Consider the following 21,373-nt stretch of genomic DNA (forward strand, 5'->3'; position numbering starts at 1 on the left):
TCAGCACAGCGCCGTAAGGAGAACCGCCGACGTGGCCATGCAGTTCTACGCCTCTCCCGAACAGATCATGCGCGACCGCTCCGAGTTGGCCCGCAAGGGCATCGCTCGGGGTCGCAGCGCGGTGGTCCTCAGCTACTCCGGCGGGGTCCTCTTCGTCGCGGAGAACCTTTCCAGCGCCCTGCACAAGGTGAGCGAGATCTACGACAGGATCGGGTTCGCCGCGGTCGGCCGGTACAACGAGTTCGAGAACCTGCGCCGCGCCGGAGTCCGGATGGCCGACCTGAACGGGCTCAGCTACGACCGGCGTGACGTCACTGGTCGGGCGCTGGCCAACGCGTTCGCGCAGACCCTGGGTGCCATCTTCACCGAGCAGTCGAAGCCGTTCGAGGTGGAGATCTGCGTGGCGGAGGTCGGTGCCACCCCGGAGGCGGACGAGCTGTACCGGCTGACCTATGACGGTTCGGTGAACGACGAGCCGGGGCGGATGGCCATGGGTGGTCAGGCCGAGGCGATCACCGGTGTGTTGAAGTCGGAGCATCGGGCGGACATGTCCCTGGCCGAGGCGGTCAGGGTGGCGGTGCAGGCGTTGAGCAGCGCCGGTGGTGAGGGCGGTGCCGCCCGGACGATCGCCGCGAACCAGCTCGAGGTGGCGGTCCTGGACCGTCAGCGGATCGGACGCACGTTCCGGCGGATCACCGGTGCCGCGCTGACGGCTCTGTTGGACGGGGATGCGACGGCCGAGGGGCAGGCGGCGGACGCGGCGGGCGGTCCCGCCGAGCCGGTCGTGCCGACCACGGAGGGGCACAAGCCGACGTCGTCGGCCGGTTCCGCGGACCTGGAGGACCGGCCCGCGGAGGGCGGCGAGCGCTAGGGTTCTGCCCGCCTGTGCCGGCCCCGTGTTCCGGGGCCGGCACCAGCGGTCATCCTCGGCGCAGCAGGGGCCGGGCCAGGGCCCAGTAACCGCCGGCGACGGCGTTGAACGCTCCCAGGCCGGGTGTGGTCGGCACACCGGAGGGCGTGACCCGACCGGTCATCAGCTTCGCGATGACCCCGTCCGGCACCCGGCGTTCAGCCTGTAGCTGCCGTCGACGGCCGCGAACCCAGTCGCGGTTGCGCCACAACCAGCCCCAACCCCGCAGCTTCTGCCGGGACCAGCCGCCGGCGACCGCGGCGGTGAGCATGGCGGCCTCGGTGAGCAGCAGCGCCGGGGCGAGCACCACGAGTGTCCGCGCCTCGTAGGCGGTGAGCAGGGTGACCAGTCGGTTCCGCTCGACCAGGTAGAGCTTCAGGGCGTTGCGGGAGAACTCGTAGTGGTGCCGCACGACGGCGTCCGGCACGTACTCCAGTCGTAGTCCGCGCTGCCACAGTCGCAGGCTGAGTTCGGTGTCCTCGTGGTACGCGAAGTATTCGGCGGCGAAGCCGTCGAGCTCGCGCCAGAGCTGTCGGCTGATCACGAAGCAGCAGCCGCTGAGGGAGGGCACGGCACGGCGTTCGGCGTGGTTGCTGGCCGGTTCGCCGTTGCCGCCGGCCCAGGAGAGGCCGGTGAAGTGCAGCGGGTTGCCGCTGGTGTTGATCAGCTCGGGAGTGTCGGCCAACCGGATCGACGCCATGGCCGCGCCTACGCCCGCTTCGGCGGCCACGGCGGTGGTCTTGGCCAGGGCGTCGGGTGCGACGACGGCATCGGAGTTGACGAACGCGAGCCAGTCACCGGTGGCTTCGGCGGCGCCGACCCGGCAGCCACCTGAGTAGCCGGTGTTCTCCTCCGGTCGGATCACCCGCACCCCGGGCAGGCCCTTGACGATGTCGATGCCGTCGCCGGTGCAGCCGTTGTCGACGACGATGAGGTCGATCTCGACGTCGGTGCTGGCCAGCACCGCCTGGGCGGCGTCGACGAGGTAGGGCTCCGGGCCGTAGGCGAGCATGACGGCGCTCACCCGGGGTCGGGTCATCGGATGCCTCCGGATGCGGCAGGGGCAACGGCCTCGGCGAGCGGCCGGGCGGGGGTGGTGGGTCGGCTGAAGCCGCCACGCAGCAGCATCGCCATGGTGGCGGCCACGATGACGGAGCCGATGGTGTACGCCAGTTCGACTCGCAGGGTGACCGGAGCCGGGATCAGCGTCACGGCGATCAGGGCGGCGACGCCGGCGGTCCAGGCGAGGGCCTGGGCGCGGTGCCGGTCGAGGGCGAGCAGGGCCTGACCGAGCACCATCGCCCACAGGTAGGCGAGCGTGGCGGCCGCCAGCCAGGCGAAGTCGCCGTGACCGAGGACGCCGGGTGCGTCGAAGAGGGTGCCGACCAACCATGGGCCGAGCAGCACGGCGCCGAGGGCGCCGGCGAGGCCGAGCGCGGTGACGATGCCGAGCGCCCGACGAAGCAGGCTGTGGAAGCCAGCCTGGTCGCCGGTGGTGGCGGTGGTGGCCAGGCCGGGCAGCAGTGACGCCTGCAGGGAGCCGAAGACGAACAGGGGGATGCGGACCAGCACGAGGGCGGAGAGCAGTGCGCCGGCGGCTGCCGCGTCGGAGGGGGAGAGCAGCTGTACGTTGATCACCCCGATGTTCACCACGACCTGGGAGAGCAGGCTGGAGGCGGTGAGCAGGCCGAGGCCGCGTAGCAGCGTGGCCCAGGCGACCGGCGGGCCTCCGCCGATGGCGCGCAGCACCGGTGGCAGGGTGAGGAGGACGCTGACCAGGGGGGCGGCGACGAGTACGAGCCCGTACCAGACGGGCGACGTCACTCCGGCCAGCCCGAGCAGGGCCACCATGATGATCCGCAGGCCGCCGTCGATCCCGAGTTGAGCGCCGTACCAGGGGAACAGTTGCAGGCCGGAGAGGACGCCACGGGTGGCGTAGGCGACGGCCATCGCGGCGAGTGCGCCGATCAGCACGGTGACCAGGTTGCCGTCACCGGCGAAGAGCTTGTCGGCGAGCGGCTGGCGGCCGATGGTGACGGCCAACACCAGTACCGCGAGCATCACGGCGGCGACGGTGACGCCGCGGGCCAGCACCGGGCCGGGCGGTAGCCCCTGGCTGTGTCGGGCGGCGACGACCCGGGCGACCTCCTGCTCGATCGGCATGAACACGCCGATGCCGAGGGTGAACACGATCGACCAGAGCACTGACAGGGACGAGTAGTCGGCCTGGCTGAGGCTGTGGCCGGCGACGGCGAGGTGAACGTAGGAGGCGAGCCCGAGAAGGGCCAGCCCGGCACCGACAGCGACGGTGCCGGGCGGGACCAGGCTCAGTAGCCGTCGGATCACCGGCGGATGAGCGCCAGCGTGAGAACGGCGAACGCGCGGCCGAGGTAGACCATCGCCTTGGCGGGGGAGTGGCTGGGCGTGCCCGCCATCCGCTTGCGCATGGCGACCGGCACCTGGCGGATGCGGAAGCCGCGGCGAGCGGTGTGCACCAGGGTCTCCACCGTGTCGCCGAGGTATTCGGCCGGGTACCAGCTGGCGAACATCTCGATGACCCGCCGGTTGGCGGCCCGGAAGCCGGAGGTGGTGTCGGTGAGCTTGGTGCGGGCGACGCGGGACAGCACGGCGGAGAGCATGACCATCGCCCAGCGGCGGGGGCCGCGGACGTTGTAGTCGCCCTCACCGGCGAAGCGGGCACCGATGACGAGGTCGTTGTCGTCGAGCAGGTCGACGAGCTTCGGCACGTACCGGGGGTCGTGCTGGCCGTCGGCGTCGATCTGGATGGCGACGTCGTAGTCGTGGTCACGGGCGTAGCGGTAGCCGAGGCGCATGGCCCCACCGACGCCGAGGTTGTACGGCAGTTTGGCGACCAGGGCACCGGCGGCGGCGGCGACGGCGGCGGTGCGATCGGTGGAGCCGTCGTCGACGACGAGCACGTCGACGCCGGGCAGTTCGCCGCGGACCTCGCCGACGACGTCGGCGATCGAGCCCGACTCGTTGAGAGCCGGGATGATGATCAATGTGCGCTTGCCGTTAACCATCGGTCGACACCAGTTCGTCTCGGGCTGCCCGGTCCGCGTCGATCTCAGCGCGGAGCAGGGCGAAGTCTTCGGCCAGGGTGCGGGTCTCTTCTTCCAGGGCGCTGACCTCCCAGCTCAGGTGCACGCACACCAACAGCAGGAAGACGATGCCAAGGAAGAGCACCAGGCTGACACCGGAGGCGACGCCGAGGAGTTCGGCGACGTTGTCGAGCAGCCGGGGGAAAAGGGACAGCGGAATCACAATGATCAGTACGGCGAGCCAGAGCATGCCGTACTTCTCGCGCAGCTGACGGCGGCGCAACAGCTCGACGATGGTGCCGAGGAGCAGCAGGCCGGTCAGGCCGGTGACGAGGGTGAGCTTCATGCGACCTTCCACGGGGCGGGTGGAGCGGGGGAGTGGAACGCGTCAACCAGGGCGCTGTGCCAGTCTGGAAGCGGGGGTAGACCCACGGCTGCCCAGCGGCTGTGCCCTAGCACACTGTACGCAGGCCGTGGAGCGGGACGTGGATACCGGTCGCTGGTGGTGGGTCGGATCCGGTCCGGGTCCAGTCCGGCCAGCGTGAACGCGGCGCGCGCCAACCCGTACCAGGTCGTCTGCCCGGCGCAGGTGCCGTGGTAGACGCCGGGCGGCGCGTGACCGGCCAGCGCCGCGTCGGCGAGCGCGACGAGCCGTTCGGCGAGCGCGTACGACCAGGTGGGTTGGCCGTGTTGGTCGTCGACCACGTCGAGGTGTTCGTGCTGGGTGGCGAGTCGGAGCATGGTGGCCACGAAGTTCGGGCCGTGCGCGCCGTAGAGCCAGGCGGTGCGTACGACGTACCCGGTGTCGGGCAGTAGCCGCGCGACGGCCTGTTCGCCGACCAGCTTGCTGCGGCCGTAGGCGTTGACCGGCGCGATGGGCGCGTCCTCCGGGTACGGGGCGTCCGCGTTGCCGGCGAGGACGTAGTCGGTGGAGATCTGGATCAGCCGTGTTCCGTCGGTGGCGCATGCCGCGGCCAGGTTGGCCACGGCGTGGCCGTTGACTGCCGTCGCCGCGGCCTCGTCGGCCTCGGCGGCGTCGACGTTGGTCCACGCGCCAGCGTTGATCACCAGGTCGTGCCCAGCGACGGCGGTGCGGACCGCGGCGGGGTCGGTGATGTCGAGGTCGGCGCGGGTGGCGGCGGTCACCTTGAGGTCGGGTCGTGCACCCAGCACGGCGACCAGGTCCCGGCCGAGCATCCCGCCCGCGCCGGTGACGAGGAGTCGGGTCATGCGGTCGGCGCGGACTTGAGAGGTTCCCACCAGGTGCGGTTGTCCCGGTACCAGCGGACGGTGTCGGCGAGGCCCTGGTCGAGGGTGATGCTGGGGTGGTAGCCGAGCTCTTCGCTGATCTTGCTGATGTCGAGGGAGTACCGGCGGTCGTGGCCCTTGCGGTCGGTGACCGGGACGACCCGGTCCCACCCGGCGCCGCAGGCGTCCAGGAGTAGGCCGGTGAGTTCCTTGTTGGTCAACTCGGTGCCGCCGCCGATGTTGTAGACCTCACCGGCACGGCCCTTCTGCTGGACGAGGGCGATGCCCCGGCAGTGGTCGTGCACGTGCAGCCAGTCACGGATGTTGCCGCCGTCGCCGTAGAGGGGGACGGTGCCACCGTCGAGCAGGTTGGTGACGAACAGCGGGATGACCTTCTCGGGGAACTGGTACGGGCCGTAGTTGTTGGAGCAGCGGGTGACGACCACGTCCATGCCGTGGGTGCGGTGGTACGACAGCGCGAGCAGGTCGGAGCCGGCCTTGGATGCCGAGTACGGCGAGTTGGGGGCGAGTGGCCAGGTCTCGGTCCAGGAGCCCTCGTCGATCGAGCCGTAGACCTCGTCGGTGGAGACGTGCACGAATCGTCTGGTGCCGTGGCGCAGCGCCGCGTCGAGCAGCGTCTGGGTGCCCAGCACGTTGGTGGTGACGAACGGCGCGGCGCCCGCGATGGAACGGTCGACGTGTGACTCGGCGGCGAAGTGCACGATCACGTCGTGGTCGGCCACCGCCTCGTCGACAACCACCGGGTCGCAGATGTCGCCCTGCACGAAGCGCAGTCGCGGGTCGTCGCGGACGGGCTCGAGGTTGGCCAGGTTGCCCGAGTAGGTCAGCTTGTCCAGCACGGTCACGACGGCCGGCTCGAGCGTCGGCACGCTCTCCGCGCTGCCGAGGGGCTTGCCCAGCAGCAGGCGAACGTACTCCGACCCGATGAATCCGGCTCCGCCGGTGACGAGGATCCTCACGGGTCCGGAAGTATACGCGACGGGCGGGGCGGCGCCTGGTGTGTGACCCCCGCACGACGTGCCCGGGTGCGGCTAGGCTTCCCCGATGCGCGGAATCCTACTTGCCGGCGGCACCGGGTCCCGGCTCTGGCCGATCACCCGGGCGGTCTCGAAGCAGCTGATGCCGGTCTTCGACAAGCCGATGATCTATTACCCGCTCTCCACCCTGGTGATGGCCGGGGTCCGGGAGATTCTGGTGATCACGACTCCGGACGATCAGGACCAGTTCCGTCGGCTGCTCGGCGACGGCAGCCAGTTCGGGCTGCGGCTGGAGTACGTCAGTCAGGAGCGCCCGGAGGGCATCGCGCAGGCGTTCATCCTCGGCGCGGACTTCATCGGCGCCGAGTCGGTGGCGTTGGTCCTCGGCGACAACATCTTCCACGGCGTGGGTCTGGGTGGGCAGCTCGCCGACCACAGTGACCTGGTCGGTGGGCGGGTCTTCGCCTATCAGGTGGCCAACCCGCAGGAGTACGGCGTGGTCGACTTCGACGCCGATGGTCGGGTGCTCTCGATCGAGGAGAAGCCGGCCCGGCCGAAGTCCCGCTACGCGGTGCCCGGCCTCTACTTCTACGACAACCGGGTGGTGGACATCGCCCGCAAGCTCACCCCGAGCGCCCGCGGCGAACTGGAGATCACGGCGGTCAACGAGGTGTACCGGGAGACCGGGGAGCTGGCGGTGACGGTGCTGGATCGGGGCACCGCCTGGCTGGACACCGGCACGTTCAGCTCGATGATGCAGGCCGCCGAGTTCGTCCGGGTGGTCGAGGAGCGGCAGGGTCTCAAGATCGGTTGCATCGAGGAGGTCGCCTGGCGGGCCGGCCTGATCGACGACGCACAGCTGCGCGCGCTCGCCGAGCCGCTGACCAAGAGCGGCTACGGCACCTACCTGCTCGGTCTGCTCAGCGATCAGGCCGGCAACGACGGGGGTTCCTGGTGAAGATCCGGGAGCTGAGCATCGAGGGTGCCTGGGAGATCATCCCCCAGCAGCACGGTGACCCGCGCGGCATGTTCATGGAGTGGTACCGCTTCGACAAGCTCGCCGAGGTGGTGGGGCATCCGCTCCGGCTGGCCCAGGCCAACCTGTCGGTCTCCGCGCGCGGCGTGGTGCGCGGCGTCCACTTCGCCGACGTCCCGCCCGGGCAGGCCAAGTACGTGACGTGCGTGCGGGGCGCTGTCCTCGACGTGGTCGTGGACCTGCGGGTCGGCTCGCCGACCTTCGGTCGTTGGGAGGGCGTCCGGCTGGACGACACCGACCGTCGGGCGGTCTACCTCAGCGAGGGGCTGGGGCACGGGTTCTGCGCGTTGACCGACGACGCGACGTTGAGCTACCTCTGCTCGACCACCTACAACCCGACCGGCGAGCACGCCGTGCACCCGCTGGACGAGGAGTTGGGCATCGAGTGGCCCGCCGACGTTCCACTGCTGTCCGCGCGCGACGACGCGGCGCCGACTCTGGCGCAGGTCCGCGAGCGGGGTCTGCTTCCGGAGTACGACAGCTGCCGGCAGTTCACGGCGAGCCTCGGTCCGGACGGAATGTCGCACTCAACCGGTATGTGACCGCGCTCGGGGCACGACCTGTGGTCTGACAGTGACGAACCGGGCCTCCGGGCGGCTAATGTCTCACCATGGAGCGGCGAATCTTCGGCCTCGAGACCGAGTACGGCGTCACCTGCACCTATCGCGGGCAGCGGCGGCTGTCCCCGGACGAGGTCGCGCGGTATCTGTTCCGTCGCGTGGTGTCCTGGGGCCGGTCGAGCAATGTCTTCCTACGCAATGGGGCCCGGCTCTACCTGGACGTCGGGTCGCATCCGGAGTACGCGACACCGGAGTGCGACTCGGTGACCGATCTCGTCGCCCACGACCGGGCCGGCGAGCGGATCCTGGAGGGCCTGCTCGTCGACGCGGAGAAGCGGCTGCACGACGAGGGCATCGCGGGTGAGATCTACCTGTTCAAGAACAACACCGATTCGGCCGGCAACTCGTACGGCTGCCACGAGAACTACCTGGTCTCCCGACACGGCGAGTTCGGCCGGCTCGCCGACGTGCTCATCCCGTTCCTGGTCACCCGGCAGTTGATCTGCGGGGCCGGCAAGGTCCTGCAAACTCCACGCGGCGCGGTCTACTGCCTCTCGCAGCGGGCCGAGCACATCTGGGAGGGCGTCTCCTCGGCGACCACCCGCAGCCGCCCGATCATCAACACCCGCGACGAGCCGCACGCTGACGCCGAGCGCTACCGACGGCTGCACGTGATCGTCGGCGACTCCAACATGAACGAGGTCACCACGCTGCTCAAGGTCGGCACCGCCGACATCGTGCTGCGGATGATCGAGGCCGGGGTGGTGATGCGCGACCTGTCCCTGGAGAACCCGATCCGGGCCATCCGGGAGGTGTCGCACGACATCACCGGCCGGCGCAAGGTGCGGTTGGCCAACGGCAAGGAGGTCAGCGCCCTGGACATCCAGCAGGAATACCTCGCCAAGGCCACCGAGTTCGTCGAGCGGCGCGGCGGCGACCAGGCCGCCAAGCGGGTCGTCGAGCTGTGGGGCCGGGTGCTCAACGCGGTGGAGAGCGGCGACCTGGAGCCGGTCTCCCGGGAGATCGACTGGGTCAGCAAGTTGCGGTTGATCGAGCGCTACCAGCGCAAGCACGACCTGCCGCTGTCGCACCCCCGGGTGGCACAGATGGATCTGGCCTACCACGACGTGCGCCGCGGCCGGGGCCTCTACGGGCTCCTGGAGCGCCGCGGCGACGTCGACCGGGTGGCCACCGACCCGGAGATCTTCGAGGCCAAGGAGACCCCGCCGCAGACCACCCGGGCTCGGCTGCGGGGCGAGTTCATCCGGCACGCCCAGGAAAAGCGTCGGGACTTCACCGTCGACTGGGTGCATCTGAAGCTCAACGACCAGGCGCAGCGCACCGTGCTCTGCAAGGACCCGTTCCGGGCGTACGACGAACGGGTGGAGCGGCTGATCGCCAGCATGTGACCGGTTGCCGGCCCCGTCGACGCGCTGCGTCGCCGGGGCCGGTCAGCCCGGCGCACCGAGCGGTTAAGCTGAGCGCGCCATGACGACTCCTGGACCTTCCGACCGCCCCGAGCGCGGCACCGAGCGGCAGAACTGGATCGAACGCCGGCGGGAGAAGATCCGCGCCGAGGTCGACCGTAACCGGCGCGGTGACTACACAGTGCCGACGTGGGTGCTGGCCCTGGCGCTGGCGCTCATCGTGGGCGGCTGGCTAGCCCTGATCTTCCTGGCCTGACCCGCACGCACCCTCTTCGGCCCGCGATGATCATGAGGTTATTGCCATGACACGCCGAGGCGGAGCGCAATAACCTCATGATCGACGCGGGCTGGGCAGGGTCAGGGGAGCAGGGTTGCCGCGTGGCGGCCGGCGGCGGCTGCTGCCAGGAAGTAGGCGTGGTCGGCGTCGAGGGCACGGCCCATGGTGGACAGGGGTACCGCGCTGGCCCGCAGCGCGGCGTCCAGACCGTCGGTGAGCACCCGGACGATCCGGTGTCGGGTCGCCAGGGGCGCCAGCGCCGCGTCCACCTCGGCGGCAAGGGCCGGGTCCAGGTCGTCGGGCACCACCAGCTCCGCCGCGGCGAGCGCCACCCGTCCGTACGCGGTGAGGCTGTGGTGTGACACGCCCCGGTGTCGGGGGCGGGCGTCGGCGTCGGAGATGCGCAGCGAGCCGACCGGCTTCCCGCCCAGCGTGGCGATCGCGTTGACCGCCTCGCCGACGGCGACGCCGGAGAAGCCCCACCGGGTGCCGGTGCCCAGGTTGCCGGGCCCCTGGGCCACGATCGCCACGTCCGCGTCGAGCACGTGGCGGGCGGCGAGCAGACCACCGTGCAGGGTGGTGGCCTCCAGGTCGCCACCGAACGCCTGCCCGACGGTGATCGTGCCAACCAACTCGTCCCGCAGCCCGGCGAGGGTACGGGAGAACCAGGCGGGCAGCGCCCCACCGTCGGTGAGCAGGTACGCCACCCGCGCCTGCGGGGCGTCGGCCCGGATGCCGGCCAGGATCGCCGGGAGCGCCGAGTGCAGGTCGGCGGTGACCACCGGCAGGCCGCCCAGGTCGTCCGCGTCGGCCAGTACGTCGCGGTGTGGGGAGGCTTCCTCGTCGACGCCGAGGAGGATCGGCTGCAACGGCGTGTAGCGGGCCTTGACCAGATGCCCGGCGTCGCGGGTGTCGGCGACCTCCGGCGGGTCCGGCGGCAGTCGGTCGGGCAGGGCGACCACCAGGGCGTACCCGCCGGTGCCCAGCCCCATCAGCAGCGCGCCCGCGTTGAGCAGCACCCGGTCGCCGGGCTGGGGCGTGCCGACCAGCTCCGGGTACGCGAGGGCCCGCATCCGCGTGCCGTCGGGCAGGTCGACGTCCAGCTCCACCGCCCCGGTCCACTGCCGTCGCAGCGTCGCCACCGTCCCCGTACGCCATCGCACCATGACGGGCACGCTAGCCGCGCGGGCGTGGCGGCCCGCGCCCGGGTGTGGGTCAGGCCGGCTCGGGGCCGCCGGCGTCCGGGCTCGGCCCGGCCTGGGTGTGCCGGGCGGTGCCGGTGGCGCCCGGCATCGAACGGGTCGGGTCGAGGAAGACGAAGCGGATCTCCGGGTACCGGTTGGTGAGCAGCCGCTCGGCCTCGTCGGCGCTGGCCTCGATCTGCGCGCCGGTGGCCTCGTCGCGGAAGTCGACCTTCGCGGCGACCAGGATGTCCTGCGGGCCGAGCTGCATGGTCAACAGGGTGTCGATGCGTTCCACCTCGGGCAGCCCGGCCAGATCCTGCTCGATCTCGTGACGCAGCCGCTCCGGGACGGCCCGGCCGACCAGCAGCGACAGGTTGTTGCTGGCGAGGATCCCGGCGACGGTCAGCAGCAGGAGCCCGATCAGGATCGACGCGACGCCGTCCCACACCTCGTCGCCGGTGGCGTGCGACAGACCGACGCCGAGCCCGGCCAGCACCAGACCGATCAGGGCCGCGCTGTCCTCCAGGAAGACCGCCTTGACGGTGGTGTCGGCGGTCAACCGCAGGAACCGCCGAGGCGTGGTCCGCCAGCGCCGCGACTCGCGGCGGACCTGCCGCACGGCCCGGGCCAGCGAGATCGACTCGATGACGAACGACACCCCGAGCACGATGTACGAGATCAGGTAGTCGCCGCTGTGCTTGTGCACCAGGATCGTGGTGACGCCGTGGGTGACGGCGAAACCGGCGCCGGCGACGAACGTGAACATGGCGGCGAAGAACGCCCAGACGTAGCTTTCCTTGCCGTACCCGAAGGGGTGTCGCTGGTCGGCCGGGCGGGCGCCGCGGCGCAGCGCCTGGAAGAGCAGCACCTCGGTGGTGGTGTCGGCGATCGAGTGCGCCGCCTCGGAGAGCATCGCGGCTGATCCGGAGATCAGCCCGGCGATCAGCTTGGCGACCGCGATGGCGAGGTTGGCCGCCCCGGCGACGACGACGGTGCCGACGCTCTCGCTCTCGGGTCTGGCCTCCGCTTGCGACATGAGGATCACCCTATGACCGCTGACGGCGACGCGCCGGGGGAGGCCCGATCCGAACAAGTGTGCGGCACGCCCGCGCGGGTGCGCGGTCTGGGCGGGTCGGCTGCTAGCGTCTACCGCGTGTCGCGGACCCGCACCGAACGCCTGGTCAACCTGGTGATCTGCCTGCTGTCCACGCGACGGTTCCTGACCGCCGCGCAGATCGCCGCGACCGTGCCCGGTTACGAGCACGATCCGGACGACGCGCGCGACCACGAGGCGTTCCAACGCAAGTTCGAGCGGGACAAGGCCGAGCTGCGCGAGCTGGGTGTCCCACTGGAGACCGGCACGGCGAGCGCCTTCGACGCCGAGCCCGGCTACCGGATCGCCCACCGTGAATACGCGCTGCCCGACATCCTCCTCGAACCGGACGAGGCCGCCGCGGTCGGCATCGCCGCCCGACTGTGGCAGCACGCCGGGTTGGCCGCCGCCGCGTCGTCGGGGCTGGCCAAGCTGCGCGCCGCCGGGGTGGACGTGGACCCGCAGGCGACCCTCGGCCTGGAGCCGATGGTCACTGTCGACCCGGCGTTCGCGCCGCTGACCGCCGCCGCCCGGGACCGCCGCGAGGTGGGGTTCGACTACCGGGTGCCCGATCGCGACGCGCCCACCCGGCGACGGTTGCAACCGTGGGGCGTGGTCTGCTGGCGCGGCCGGTGGTATGTGGTCGGCCACGACCAGGACCGGGAGGCGACCCGCTGCTTCCGGCTGTCCCGGGTCGTCGGCGCGGTCCGGGTGACTGGCGCCCCCGGCGCGTACGAGCCGCCGGCCAACGTCGACCTGATCAGCCACGTGGCCCGCTGGTCGGGTCCGGTGGAGCGCACCGGTCGGGCCACCGTGCTGGCCGCGCCCGGGCGGGCCGCCGGGCTGCGGCGTTGGGCGGTGGAGGTGACCGCCGGGCCGGACGGCGACTGGCTGGTCCTGCCGTACGCCGACCCGGACGGGCTGGCCGGTCATCTCGTCGGCTACGGCCCGGACGTGCGGGTCGTCGACCCACCGGAGGTCCGCGAGGCGGTCATCCAACGACTCAAGGAGATCGCCGTGCGCCACGACGAGCTGGCCGTCGGCGGGGGTGCCCGGTGACCCGCCCGGCCGCCCGCAACGGCTCCCGCGCGTCCGCCGACCGGCTGGCCCGACTGCTCAACCTGGTGCCCTACCTGCTGGCCCGGCCCGGCATCGAGATCGCCGAGGCGGCCGGTGACCTGGGCGTCACCGAGCGCCAGCTCCGGGAGGATCTGGAGCTGCTCTGGGTGTGCGGGCTCCCCGGGTACGGCCCCGGTGACCTGATCGACATGGCGTTCGACGGTGACCGGGTGACCATCACCTACGACGCCGGCATCGACCGGCCGTTGCGGCTGACCCCCGACGAGGCCCTGGCCCTCGTGGTGGCGCTGCGGATGCTGGCCGAGACGCCCGGGGTGGCCAACCGGGAGGCCGTCGAACGGGCCCTCGCCAAGATCGAGGCCGCGGGTGACCTGGTGGGTGCGCCGGTGGCGGTCCGGTTGCCCGGGGACGCCCCGCGGGTCGAGGCGCTGCGTGCCGCCGTGGAGGGCGGCAGGGCCCTGCGGATCACCTACTACACGGCCGCCCGGGACGAGACCACCGAGCGGGTCATCGACCCGCTGCGGATGCTGATGGTCGGCGGCCGGGCGTACGTGGAGGCGTGGTGTCGGCGCGCGGAGGCCGTCCGGCTGTTCCGCGCAGACCGGATCGACGCGGTCACCGAGCTGGACGAGCCGGCCACGGTGCCGCCGCAGGCGGTCCCGCACGACCTCACCGAGGGCGTGTTCCGCCCCTCGGCCGACCTACCGCTGATCACCCTGCGCATCGGTCGGGGCGAACGGTGGATCACCGAGTACTACCCGTGCGAGCGGGTGGAGGCCGGCGACGGCGACCAGTGGCTCGTCTCCCTGCGGGTCACCGACCTGGGGTGGGCCCGCCGGTTCGTGCTGGGCCTCGGCCCGGAGGTGACAGTGGTCGCCCCGGTGGAGCTGGCCGAGCAGGTGCGGGCGACGGCGGCCGCCGCGCTGGACGCGTACGCCGTGCCGGCGGCCGTGCCCCGGCTGCCGGAGGTCGACCCGGTGCGCGCGCCGTCGGGTGACCCGGCGGTGGCTGGCCGCACCCAGTAGGCTGACCGCCGTGCTGATCTGGATCGTGCTCGCGGTGGTGCTGCTACCTCTCGTGGTGCTCGCGTTGGCCGTGCGCCCGGTGCTGGCCCGGCTGCCCCGACTGCGCCGCGCCGCCGTGGCGTTGCAGCGGCGTGCCGCGGAGGCCGAGGCGCTGCGGGACACCGCCGAGGCGCTGCAACAGCGTGCCGAGGACGTCCAACGTTCGCTCGACACCACGTCCCAGCGGCTCGCGGTGATCAAGGCCAAGCGCGGCTGATCGGGTACGCGCCCGGCGGTGGTTGACGGATCATCGCGGGTTGGTCAAGACTTCACCCTCTCGCCCAGACCACCACCACCCAGCGGGTGGCGGGCAGCCGATCCGCACGTACGATGGGCTGCGTACCACCCCCCGGACACAGAGCGACTGGAGCTTCTCATGGGTGCCCTCAAGCCGTGGCACATCGCTGTTCTCGTGGTTGTGCTGATCCTGCTCTTCGGTGCGAAGCGGCTCCCCGACGCGGCCCGTTCGCTGGGTCGGTCGCTGCGAATCATCAAGGCCGAGACCAAGAGCCTGCAGGATGACGACCGCGACCTCGCCGAGAAGGCCGACGCGCAGGCCGGCTACCAGCCGCTGCCGCCGCACGCCGGGCAGCAGGCGCCGTACGCTGGCCAGCCGCAGCAGGCCCCGTACCAGCAGGCCCCGCCGCAGCAGCCGGTCGTCGACCCGGTGCACCGCGTCCGCGACAACTGACCGAAGGGCCCCACTTCCGTGGCCTTCGCACTGCGTAAACGCGCCCCCAAGTCGTTCGAACGGGCCGCCGACGGCTCGATGACGCTCATCGAGCACGTCCGCGAACTGCGTAACCGTCTGTTCCGCGCGTCCGTGGCGATCCTCATCGGCTTCGGCTTCGGTTTTTGGTTGGCCAAGCCGGTGCTGCACCTGCTCCAGCAGCCCTACTGTGACCTGCCGCAGGCTCGATATGTCGACGGCAAGTGCGAGTTCGTGCAGCTCGGCCCGGCCGACCTGTTCCTGCTCAACCTGAAGGTCGCGCTCTGGGTCGGGTTGATCGTGGCCGCGCCGATCTGGCTGTACCAGCTCTGGGCGTTCATCGCCCCCGGCCTGCACCGGCACGAGCGGCGCTACGCGTACTTCTTCACCGCCCTCGCCGCGCCGCTGTTCGCGGCCGGTGCGGTGCTGGCGTACTTCGTCACGGCCAAGGGCTTGGAGTTCCTGCTCAGCATCTCGGACAGCGAGATCAGCACGACCTTGGAGATCACCAAGTACATCTCCTTCGTCACCAACCTGATCCTGTTGTTCGGCGTGGCCTTCGAGTTCCCGCTCGTCGTGCTGATGCTCAACTTCGTGGGCATCGCCAGCGCGAAGCGGTTGCTCAGCTGGTGGCGCGTGGCGATCTTCGTGTTCTTCGCGTTCTCCGCCGTGGTCACTCCGACGCCGGACCCGTTCGGCATGACGGCCCTGGCGATCTGCCTCTCCGCTCTCTACTTCGGTGCGGTGGGCGTCGCCTTCCTCAACGACAAGCGGCGTGGGCGCGGCAAGGAGATCTACGCCGGCATCGACGACGACGAGGTGTCGCCGTTGGAGTTCGACGCGGACCCGGTCGTGGCCGGGCAGCGGGTCGACTCGGCAGCGCCGATCGGCGAACCCGAGCCGATCGCCAAACCGGCGCCGATCGAACGCCGCTACGACGACATGACCTGACGGCTCCGCGCCGACCGGTCCACCGACGCCGTCCCCGTGTTTCGGGGGCGGCGTCGTCACGTCACCTGCCGCGCCGGCGGCGGAACTGTTGGTGACGGCACCTGCCCCTGGTGAACGGCGGGTGTCCGACCGGTACGGTGCTGCCCGTGACCGCAGACGACCACCTGCCCGGCCCGGTCGCCGGCGAACCCGTCGACCGCGCCCCGCTCGCCGGTGGGCCGGTGGCCGTGCTCACCAACCCGTCCGCCGGTCGGGGACGGTACAGCGCACTGCTGCCCCGATTGTTGGACGGGCTGGCCGGCGCGGGTCGGCCGCTTCGAGTGCTGTCGGCGTCCAGCCCGGGCGAGGCGGAGGCGGCATGCCGTCAGGCGGTCGCGGACGGCGCGGGTGCGCTGGTGGCGGTCGGCGGCGACGGCACCGTGCACCGGGCGTTGCAGGCGGTCGCCGGGACCGACGTGCCGTTCGGCCCGATCCCGGCCGGCACCGGCAACGACTTCGCCCTGGACACCGGCTTTCCAGCCGACCCCCTAGCTGCGGCGGCGGTGATCGCCGAGGCGGTACGCGACGGCCGCAGTCAATCGGTCGACCTGGCCCGGATGGTAGGGGTCGACGGCGTCGAGCGCTGGTACGGGGCGGTCCTCGCGGCCGGGTTCGACGCGATCGTCAACGAGCGGGCCAACCGGATGCGCTGGCCCCGCGGCCCGCGCCGATACGACCTGGCGATCCTGGTCGAGCTGGCCCGGCTGCGCCCACGCCGCTACACGCTGCGCCTCGACGGCGTGCCGCACGACCTGGACGCGGTGCTCGTGGCGGTGGGCAACTGCCCCACGTACGGCGGTGGCATGCGGATCTGCCCCGACGCGGACCCGACCGACGGGCTGCTCGACGTGGTGGTGGCGGGTCGGGTCAACCGGCGCACCCTGATCCGGGTGAAGCCGCGCATCTACCAGGGCACCCACATCAGCCATCCGCTGGTGCGCAGCTTCCGGGCCCGCACCGTGGAGTTGGCGGCCGAGGGCATCACGTCGTACGCCGACGGGGAACGCTCCCTGGAGTTGCCGGTGACGATCAGCGCGGTTCCGGGCGCCGTGCGGCTGCTGCGTTGACCCGTACCGCGCCGATGCTGGCGACGATCACCAGCACGATGGCGGTGCACTCCAGCACTGTCAACTCCTGCCGCAGCACCAGCCAGCCGGCGAGGGTGGCGACGGCCGGGCCGAGGCTCATCAGAACGGCGAAGGTGGCGGTGGGCATCCGCCGCAGCGCCATCAGCTCCAGGGTGTAGGGCAGCCCGGAGGCGAGCACGGCGAGGGCGGCGCCGAGGGCCAGCACCCGCGGGTCGAGCAGCGCCGCGCCGCCGTCGACGATGCCCAGCGGCAGGGTGACCAGCGCGGCGACGGTCAGCGCCAGGGCCAGCCCGTCCGCGCCGGGAAAGCGGCCGCCGACCCGGGCGCTCAGCACGATGTACGCGGCCCACATGGCGCCCGCGCCGAACGCGAAGGCCACCCCGACCGGGTTCAGCCTGTCGAAGCCGCCCTGCCCGAGCAGGGCCACCCCGGCCAGCGCGAGCCCCGCCCAGCCCCAGCTGGCCAGTCGGCGGGCGGAGAACACCGACAGCGCGAGGGGGCCGAGCACCTCGAGCGTCACCGCCGGGCCGAGCGGGATGCGTTCGATGGCCTGGTAGAACAGCGAGTTCATGCCGGCCAGCGCCAGCCCGAACGCGCCGGCCGCCAGCCAGGCCGACCGGTCGTGTCCGCGCAGGCGGGGCCGGCACACGACGAGCAGCAGCACCGCCGCGATGGTCAGCCGCAGGGTCACCGCACCGGCCACCCCGGTACGCGGGAAGAGCAACGCGGCCACGGCGGCGCCGAACTGCACCGACAGGGCCCCACCGAGCACCAGCCCCACCGCGACGACGCCACCGCCGCGGGCTGGTGGCGTTTCTGCCGGTGCCGGCGTGGGCAGCAGGATCTCGGTCACGGGCACGACGGTAGGCGCTCAGCTGCGGCTACCTCTCGGCGGTGTGCACCTGCCGCGATTCATTGCCGACTGACGAAACACACACCGTCGGTCAGCCGGGCAGGGCGAGGTCGAGCACCGCGCCCAGCCCGTTCTCCCGGCCCGGCTCGGCCGCCGGGAGCACCAGCGCCGAGCAGCCGGCGGCCACCGCGCCCGCGTCCGCCGGGGTGTCACCGACCATCAGGGTCTGCTCCGGGTCGACGCCCAGCATGCCGCAGGCACGCCAGAAGATCGCCGGGTCGGGCTTGCAGCGCCCCACCTCGTACGAGAGCACGAACGCGCCGACCAGGTCGGTCAGCCCCCAGGCGTCGAAGTGTGGCCGCAGGTCGAAGCCGATGTTGCTGACCACCGCCACCGGCACCCCGGCATCGCGTAACGCGGTCAGCGTGGGGGCGGTGTCGGCGTACGGCAGCCAGCCCTCGGTGGTCAGCAGCCGCTCGTAGAGCGCGTCGGCGAAGCCGTCGATGCCGGCGTCGACGGTCTCGGCCAGCCCGGTGTACGCGCCCCGGTGGGCGTGTTGGTAGAGGTCCCGGTCGGCCCACAGTTCGGCGAGTCGGGGCGGCACCCGTGCCGGCAGTGGCCCGCCGGCGCGACCGGCGGTGAGCAGTCGGTCGGCCAGCGAGGTGGCGCGGACGCGGTCCAGGGTGACGCCGCACGCCGCCGCGGCCTCCGACACCCACCGCTGGGGGTCCTCCACCTGGGCCAGGGTGCCGTGGAAGTCGAAGAGCACCGCCTTGACAGGGCGTCGGGACGCCCGGCGCTCGGTGGTGCCCGGCGGACTGGTCTGGGGCGGTTCGGCATGGTCCGGCACGCCGTGCACCCTACCGACCGCCCCCGACCGCGCCTCCGGACGGCCTTGTGGGGTGACATGACGCGGCACGCACTAATCTTGGTGCCATGTCGAGCCCCGCCGAGCGGTACGCAGCGGCGCGCCGCAAGGCCGCACAAGCCGCACAGTTTCCGGCGCTGGACGAGTTCGCCCTCGAGTTGGGGTTCGACCTCGACGACTTCCAGCGGGAGGCGTGCCAGTCGCTGGAGCGGGGCAGCGGTGTGCTGGTCTGCGCTCCCACCGGCGCCGGTAAGACGGTGGTCGGGGAGTTCGCCGTCCACCTGGCGTTGCGGGGTCGGCCCGATGACCCGGTGCCCGCCGTCGACGCGACGACCCCACCGGTGCGACGCAAGTGCTTCTACACCACCCCGATCAAGGCGCTGTCCAACCAGAAGTACCACGACCTGGTCGCCCGGTACGGCGCCGAGCAGGTCGGCCTGCTGACCGGCGACAACGCGATCAACGGCGACGCGCCGGTGGTGGTGATGACCACCGAGGTGCTGCGCAACATGCTCTACGCGGGCTCCAGCACCCTCCAGGGCCTCGCGTACGTGGTGATGGACGAGGTGCACTACCTGGCTGACCGGTTCCGCGGTGGAGTGTGGGAAGAGGTGATCATTCACCTGCCGGCTTCGGTCACCCTGGTCTCGTTGTCGGCGACGGTCTCCAACGCCGAGGAGTTCGCCGACTGGCTGGTCACCGTGCGCGGGGAGACCGCCGTGGTGGTCAGTGAGCACCGGCCGGTGCCGTTGTGGCAGCACATGCTGGTCGGCAAGCGGATGTTCGACCTGTTCCACGACGCCGACGCGGCCCGCAAGCACGACGTGCACCCGGAGTTGCTGCGCTACACCCGGGAGACCGCGCGGCGGCTGGAGTTGGGTGAGGGGCGCAGCGCCGGGCCCGGTGCCGGCCGGCGTGGTCCGCGTTGGCGTGGCCCGTTGCGCCCGGACATCGTCGACCGGCTGGACCGGGAGGGTCTGCTACCGGCGATCTTGTTCATCTTCAGCCGGGCCGGTTGCGCCGCCGCGGTGCAGCAGTGCCTCGCCGCCGGGTTGCGGCTCACCTCGGCGGAGGAACGGGCCGAGATCCGCCGGGTCGTCGAGTCGCGGGTCACCGCCATTCCCGGCGAGGACCTGTCGGTCCTGGGCTACTGGGAGTGGCTCGACGGCCTGGAACGCGGCCTGGCCGCCCACCACGCCGGCATGCTGCCGGTGTTCAAGGAGGTCGTCGAGGAGCTGTTCGTCCGCGGCCTGGTCAAGGCGGTCTTCGCCACCGAGACGCTGGCTTTGGGCATCAACATGCCGGCCCGCTGCGTGGTGCTGGAACGGCTGGTCAAGTACAACGGCGAGGCGCACGTCGACCTGACCCCGGGGGAGTACACCCAGCTCACCGGGCGTGCCGGCCGCCGAGGCATCGATGTGGAGGGGCACGCCGTCGTGGTGTGGTCCCCGGAGATTGACCCACGGCACGTGGCCGGGCTCGCGTCCACCCGCACCTATCCGCTGCGCTCCAGCTTCCGGCCGTCGTACAACATGGCGGTGAACCTGGTCGGCACGGTCGGCGCGGAGCCGGCCCGGGCGCTGCTGGAGTCCTCGTTCGCCCAGTTCCAGGCGGACCGGTCGGTGGTCGGCCTGGCCCGGCAGGTGCAGCGCAACACCGAGACCATCGAGGCGTACGGCGCGGAGGCCGCCTGCCACCACGGCGACTTCGACGAGTACTTCGCGCTGCGGGTGGCGATCGCCGATCGGGAGAAGGCGATCGCCCGGCAGGGGCAGACCCAGCGCAAGGCCGCCGCGGTGGCCTCTCTGGAGCGGCTGCGGGTCGGCGACGTGATCCGGGTGCCGTCGGGCCGGCGGGCTGGGCTGGCCGTGGTGTTGGACCCGGCGACCGGTGGGTTCGGTGAGCCCCGTCCGTTGGTGCTCACCCAGGACCGTTGGGCCGGGCGGGTCAGCCCCGGCGACTTCACCACTCCGGCCGAGGTGTTGGCCCGGATCCGGGTGCCCAAACACTTCAACCACCGGTCCCCGGGCGCCCGGCGGGATCTCGCCGCCGAGGTCAGCGGCACCGGCCTGGATCGGCACGCTGGCCGACGCGGGGGCCGTTCCCGGCAGGCGACCGGCGAGGACCACCAGATCACCCAGCTCCGCAGCGAGCTGCGTCACCACCCCTGCCACGCCTGCCCGGAGCGCGAGGATCACGCCCGCTGGGCGGAGCGGCGTCGGCGGCTGGAGCGCGACACCGAGGAACTGCGCGAGCGCGTCAGTGGTCGTACCGGGTCCCTCGCGCGAACGTTCGACCGGATCGTGGCGCTGCTGACCGAGCGTGGCTACCTCGCCCGCGACGGCGCGGTCACCGACGCCGGTCGGATGCTGGGCCGGATCTGGACCGAGGCGGACCTGCTGGTCGCCGAGTGCCTGCGCCGGGGGGTGTGGAACGGGCTGTCCCCGGCCGAGCTGGCCGCCGCGGTGTCGGTGGTGGTGTTCGAGGCGCGCCGCGATGTCGACGAGAGGGCGTCGCTGCCGCGCGGGCCGGTGGCCGACGCGGTGGACGAGACGCTGAAGCTGTGGGGGGAGATCGAGGCCGACGAGGCGGCGCGAGGGCTGACGGCGACCCGGGAGCCGGATCTCGGTTTCGCCTGGCCCGTCTACCGGTGGGCCCGGGGGGAGGCGCTGGCGAAGGTGCTCGGCAGCGGTCACGAGATCGATGGTGAGATGCCCGCCGGTGACTTCGTCCGGTGGGCCCGACAGGTCGTCGATCTGCTCGGTCAGCTTGCCGACTCCGGGGGCGCTTCGCCGGAGCTGCGGTCCACCGCCCGGCAGGCGATCGCGGCGGTCAACCGGGGTGTTCTGGCCTACCACACCTCGGTCTGATTACTACTCCCGGTGAAGACCGTCGGCTGATCGACGCAGCGGTCGCGCCGGACAAC

At 71.9% G+C, this 21,373-nt stretch carries 22 protein-coding genes; 12 read left to right on the forward strand and 10 right to left on the reverse strand.

Annotated features, from left to right (window positions below; genetic code table 11):
- Positions 1-31: 31 nt before the first annotated feature.
- A complete protein-coding gene (gene prcA, locus ACLQ3F_RS05075; RefSeq protein WP_357207663.1) occupies positions 32-871 on the forward strand; it encodes a proteasome subunit alpha in 840 nt (279 codons plus the stop codon).
- A 49-nt stretch (positions 872-920) separates the two neighbouring features.
- Here the strand turns inward: prcA and ACLQ3F_RS05080 are convergent, their stop codons facing one another.
- From ACLQ3F_RS05080 to rfbB, 6 genes are read right to left on the reverse strand one after another with little or no spacing between them, the layout of a single operon-like run.
- Positions 921-1,949, reverse strand: a complete 1,029-nt coding sequence (locus tag ACLQ3F_RS05080; protein WP_425846573.1) for a glycosyltransferase family 2 protein — start codon at positions 1,947-1,949, stop codon at positions 921-923.
- The gene (locus ACLQ3F_RS05085) at positions 1,946-3,256 is read right to left on the reverse strand and encodes a polysaccharide biosynthesis protein (RefSeq protein WP_425846576.1); all 1,311 of its coding nucleotides are present in this window, start codon (positions 3,254-3,256) and stop codon (positions 1,946-1,948) included. Before ACLQ3F_RS05085 ends, ACLQ3F_RS05080 begins: the two co-directional genes overlap by 4 nt.
- Complete coding sequence (locus ACLQ3F_RS05090) at positions 3,253-3,954, reverse strand: glycosyltransferase family 2 protein (protein WP_355007952.1); 702 nt, start codon at positions 3,952-3,954, stop codon at positions 3,253-3,255. The genes ACLQ3F_RS05085 and ACLQ3F_RS05090 overlap by 4 nt, the downstream gene beginning before the upstream one ends.
- A complete protein-coding gene (locus ACLQ3F_RS05095; protein WP_112587313.1) occupies positions 3,947-4,318 on the reverse strand; it encodes a DUF2304 domain-containing protein in 372 nt (123 codons plus the stop codon). The genes ACLQ3F_RS05090 and ACLQ3F_RS05095 overlap by 8 nt, the downstream gene beginning before the upstream one ends.
- Positions 4,315-5,202: a dTDP-4-dehydrorhamnose reductase gene (gene rfbD, locus ACLQ3F_RS05100; RefSeq protein WP_425846580.1), complete on the reverse strand. Its 888-nt coding sequence runs from the start codon at positions 5,200-5,202 to the stop codon at positions 4,315-4,317. The genes ACLQ3F_RS05095 and rfbD overlap by 4 nt, the downstream gene beginning before the upstream one ends.
- Positions 5,199-6,200 (reverse strand): dTDP-glucose 4,6-dehydratase, encoded by a 1,002-nt coding sequence (gene rfbB, locus ACLQ3F_RS05105; protein ID WP_425846583.1) that lies wholly within the window; start codon positions 6,198-6,200, stop codon positions 5,199-5,201. Before rfbB ends, rfbD begins: the two co-directional genes overlap by 4 nt.
- 85 nt (positions 6,201-6,285) lie before the next feature.
- Between rfbB and rfbA the strand changes: the two genes are divergently transcribed.
- The 4 genes from rfbA (at position 6,286) to ACLQ3F_RS05125 (ending at position 9,497) form a co-directional block, all read left to right on the forward strand.
- Complete coding sequence (rfbA, locus tag ACLQ3F_RS05110; protein WP_355007955.1) at positions 6,286-7,176, forward strand: glucose-1-phosphate thymidylyltransferase RfbA; 891 nt, start codon at positions 6,286-6,288, stop codon at positions 7,174-7,176.
- Entirely contained in the window at positions 7,173-7,796 is a 624-nt protein-coding gene (gene rfbC, locus ACLQ3F_RS05115; RefSeq protein WP_357201189.1) for a dTDP-4-dehydrorhamnose 3,5-epimerase, read from the forward strand. The genes rfbA and rfbC overlap by 4 nt, the downstream gene beginning before the upstream one ends.
- 68 nt (positions 7,797-7,864) lie before the next feature.
- Positions 7,865-9,223: a Pup--protein ligase gene (pafA, locus tag ACLQ3F_RS05120; protein ID WP_210781723.1), complete on the forward strand. Its 1,359-nt coding sequence runs from the start codon at positions 7,865-7,867 to the stop codon at positions 9,221-9,223.
- Between the two features lie 79 nt (positions 9,224-9,302).
- Positions 9,303-9,497 carry a hypothetical protein gene (locus ACLQ3F_RS05125; protein ID WP_425846588.1) on the forward strand — a complete coding sequence of 65 codons (195 nt, stop codon included), beginning with the start codon at positions 9,303-9,305 and terminating at the stop codon, positions 9,495-9,497.
- A 101-nt stretch (positions 9,498-9,598) separates the two neighbouring features.
- On the opposite strand, the gene ACLQ3F_RS05130 is transcribed toward ACLQ3F_RS05125, so the two are convergent.
- Positions 9,599-10,684, reverse strand: a complete 1,086-nt coding sequence (locus tag ACLQ3F_RS05130) for a DUF3866 family protein (RefSeq protein WP_357258196.1) — start codon at positions 10,682-10,684, stop codon at positions 9,599-9,601.
- A gap of 49 nt (positions 10,685-10,733) precedes the next feature.
- Positions 10,734-11,738: a cation diffusion facilitator family transporter gene (locus ACLQ3F_RS05135; RefSeq protein ID WP_425846592.1), complete on the reverse strand. Its 1,005-nt coding sequence runs from the start codon at positions 11,736-11,738 to the stop codon at positions 10,734-10,736.
- Positions 11,739-11,855: 117 nt separating this feature from the next.
- Between ACLQ3F_RS05135 and ACLQ3F_RS05140 the strand changes: the two genes are divergently transcribed.
- From ACLQ3F_RS05140 to ACLQ3F_RS05165, 6 genes are all read left to right on the forward strand, one after another.
- A complete protein-coding gene (locus ACLQ3F_RS05140) occupies positions 11,856-12,854 on the forward strand; it encodes a helix-turn-helix transcriptional regulator (protein ID WP_425847382.1) in 999 nt (332 codons plus the stop codon).
- Entirely contained in the window at positions 12,851-13,900 is a 1,050-nt protein-coding gene (locus tag ACLQ3F_RS05145; protein WP_425846595.1) for a helix-turn-helix transcriptional regulator, read from the forward strand. Before ACLQ3F_RS05140 ends, ACLQ3F_RS05145 begins: the two co-directional genes overlap by 4 nt.
- 10 nt (positions 13,901-13,910) lie before the next feature.
- Positions 13,911-14,156, forward strand: coding sequence for a hypothetical protein (locus ACLQ3F_RS05150; RefSeq protein ID WP_425846597.1), 246 nt, complete (start codon positions 13,911-13,913; stop codon positions 14,154-14,156).
- Between the two features lie 159 nt (positions 14,157-14,315).
- Positions 14,316-14,630, forward strand: coding sequence for a Sec-independent protein translocase subunit TatA (tatA, locus tag ACLQ3F_RS05155; RefSeq protein WP_124855346.1), 315 nt, complete (start codon positions 14,316-14,318; stop codon positions 14,628-14,630).
- 18 nt (positions 14,631-14,648) lie between these two features.
- Positions 14,649-15,599, forward strand: coding sequence for a twin-arginine translocase subunit TatC (gene tatC / locus ACLQ3F_RS05160; protein ID WP_425846600.1), 951 nt, complete (start codon positions 14,649-14,651; stop codon positions 15,597-15,599).
- A 164-nt stretch (positions 15,600-15,763) separates the two neighbouring features.
- Complete coding sequence (locus ACLQ3F_RS05165; protein WP_425847384.1) at positions 15,764-16,705, forward strand: diacylglycerol kinase; 942 nt, start codon at positions 15,764-15,766, stop codon at positions 16,703-16,705.
- Here ACLQ3F_RS05165 and ACLQ3F_RS05170 read toward each other — a convergent pair.
- Positions 16,668-17,579, reverse strand: coding sequence for an EamA family transporter (locus ACLQ3F_RS05170; RefSeq protein WP_425846603.1), 912 nt, complete (start codon positions 17,577-17,579; stop codon positions 16,668-16,670). The two genes, ACLQ3F_RS05165 and ACLQ3F_RS05170, sit on opposite strands and share 38 nt — an antisense overlap.
- A gap of 91 nt (positions 17,580-17,670) precedes the next feature.
- Complete coding sequence (locus tag ACLQ3F_RS05175; protein WP_357223238.1) at positions 17,671-18,429, reverse strand: HAD family hydrolase; 759 nt, start codon at positions 18,427-18,429, stop codon at positions 17,671-17,673.
- Positions 18,430-18,515: 86 nt separating this feature from the next.
- Here ACLQ3F_RS05175 and ACLQ3F_RS05180 point away from each other — a divergent pair, with 86 nt between their 5' ends.
- A complete protein-coding gene (locus tag ACLQ3F_RS05180) occupies positions 18,516-21,317 on the forward strand; it encodes a DEAD/DEAH box helicase (RefSeq protein ID WP_425846605.1) in 2,802 nt (933 codons plus the stop codon).
- Positions 21,318-21,373 lie beyond the last annotated feature (56 nt).

The organism is Micromonospora sp. DT15, assembly GCF_049841475.1.
Lineage (GTDB): Bacteria > Actinomycetota > Actinomycetes > Mycobacteriales > Micromonosporaceae > Micromonospora.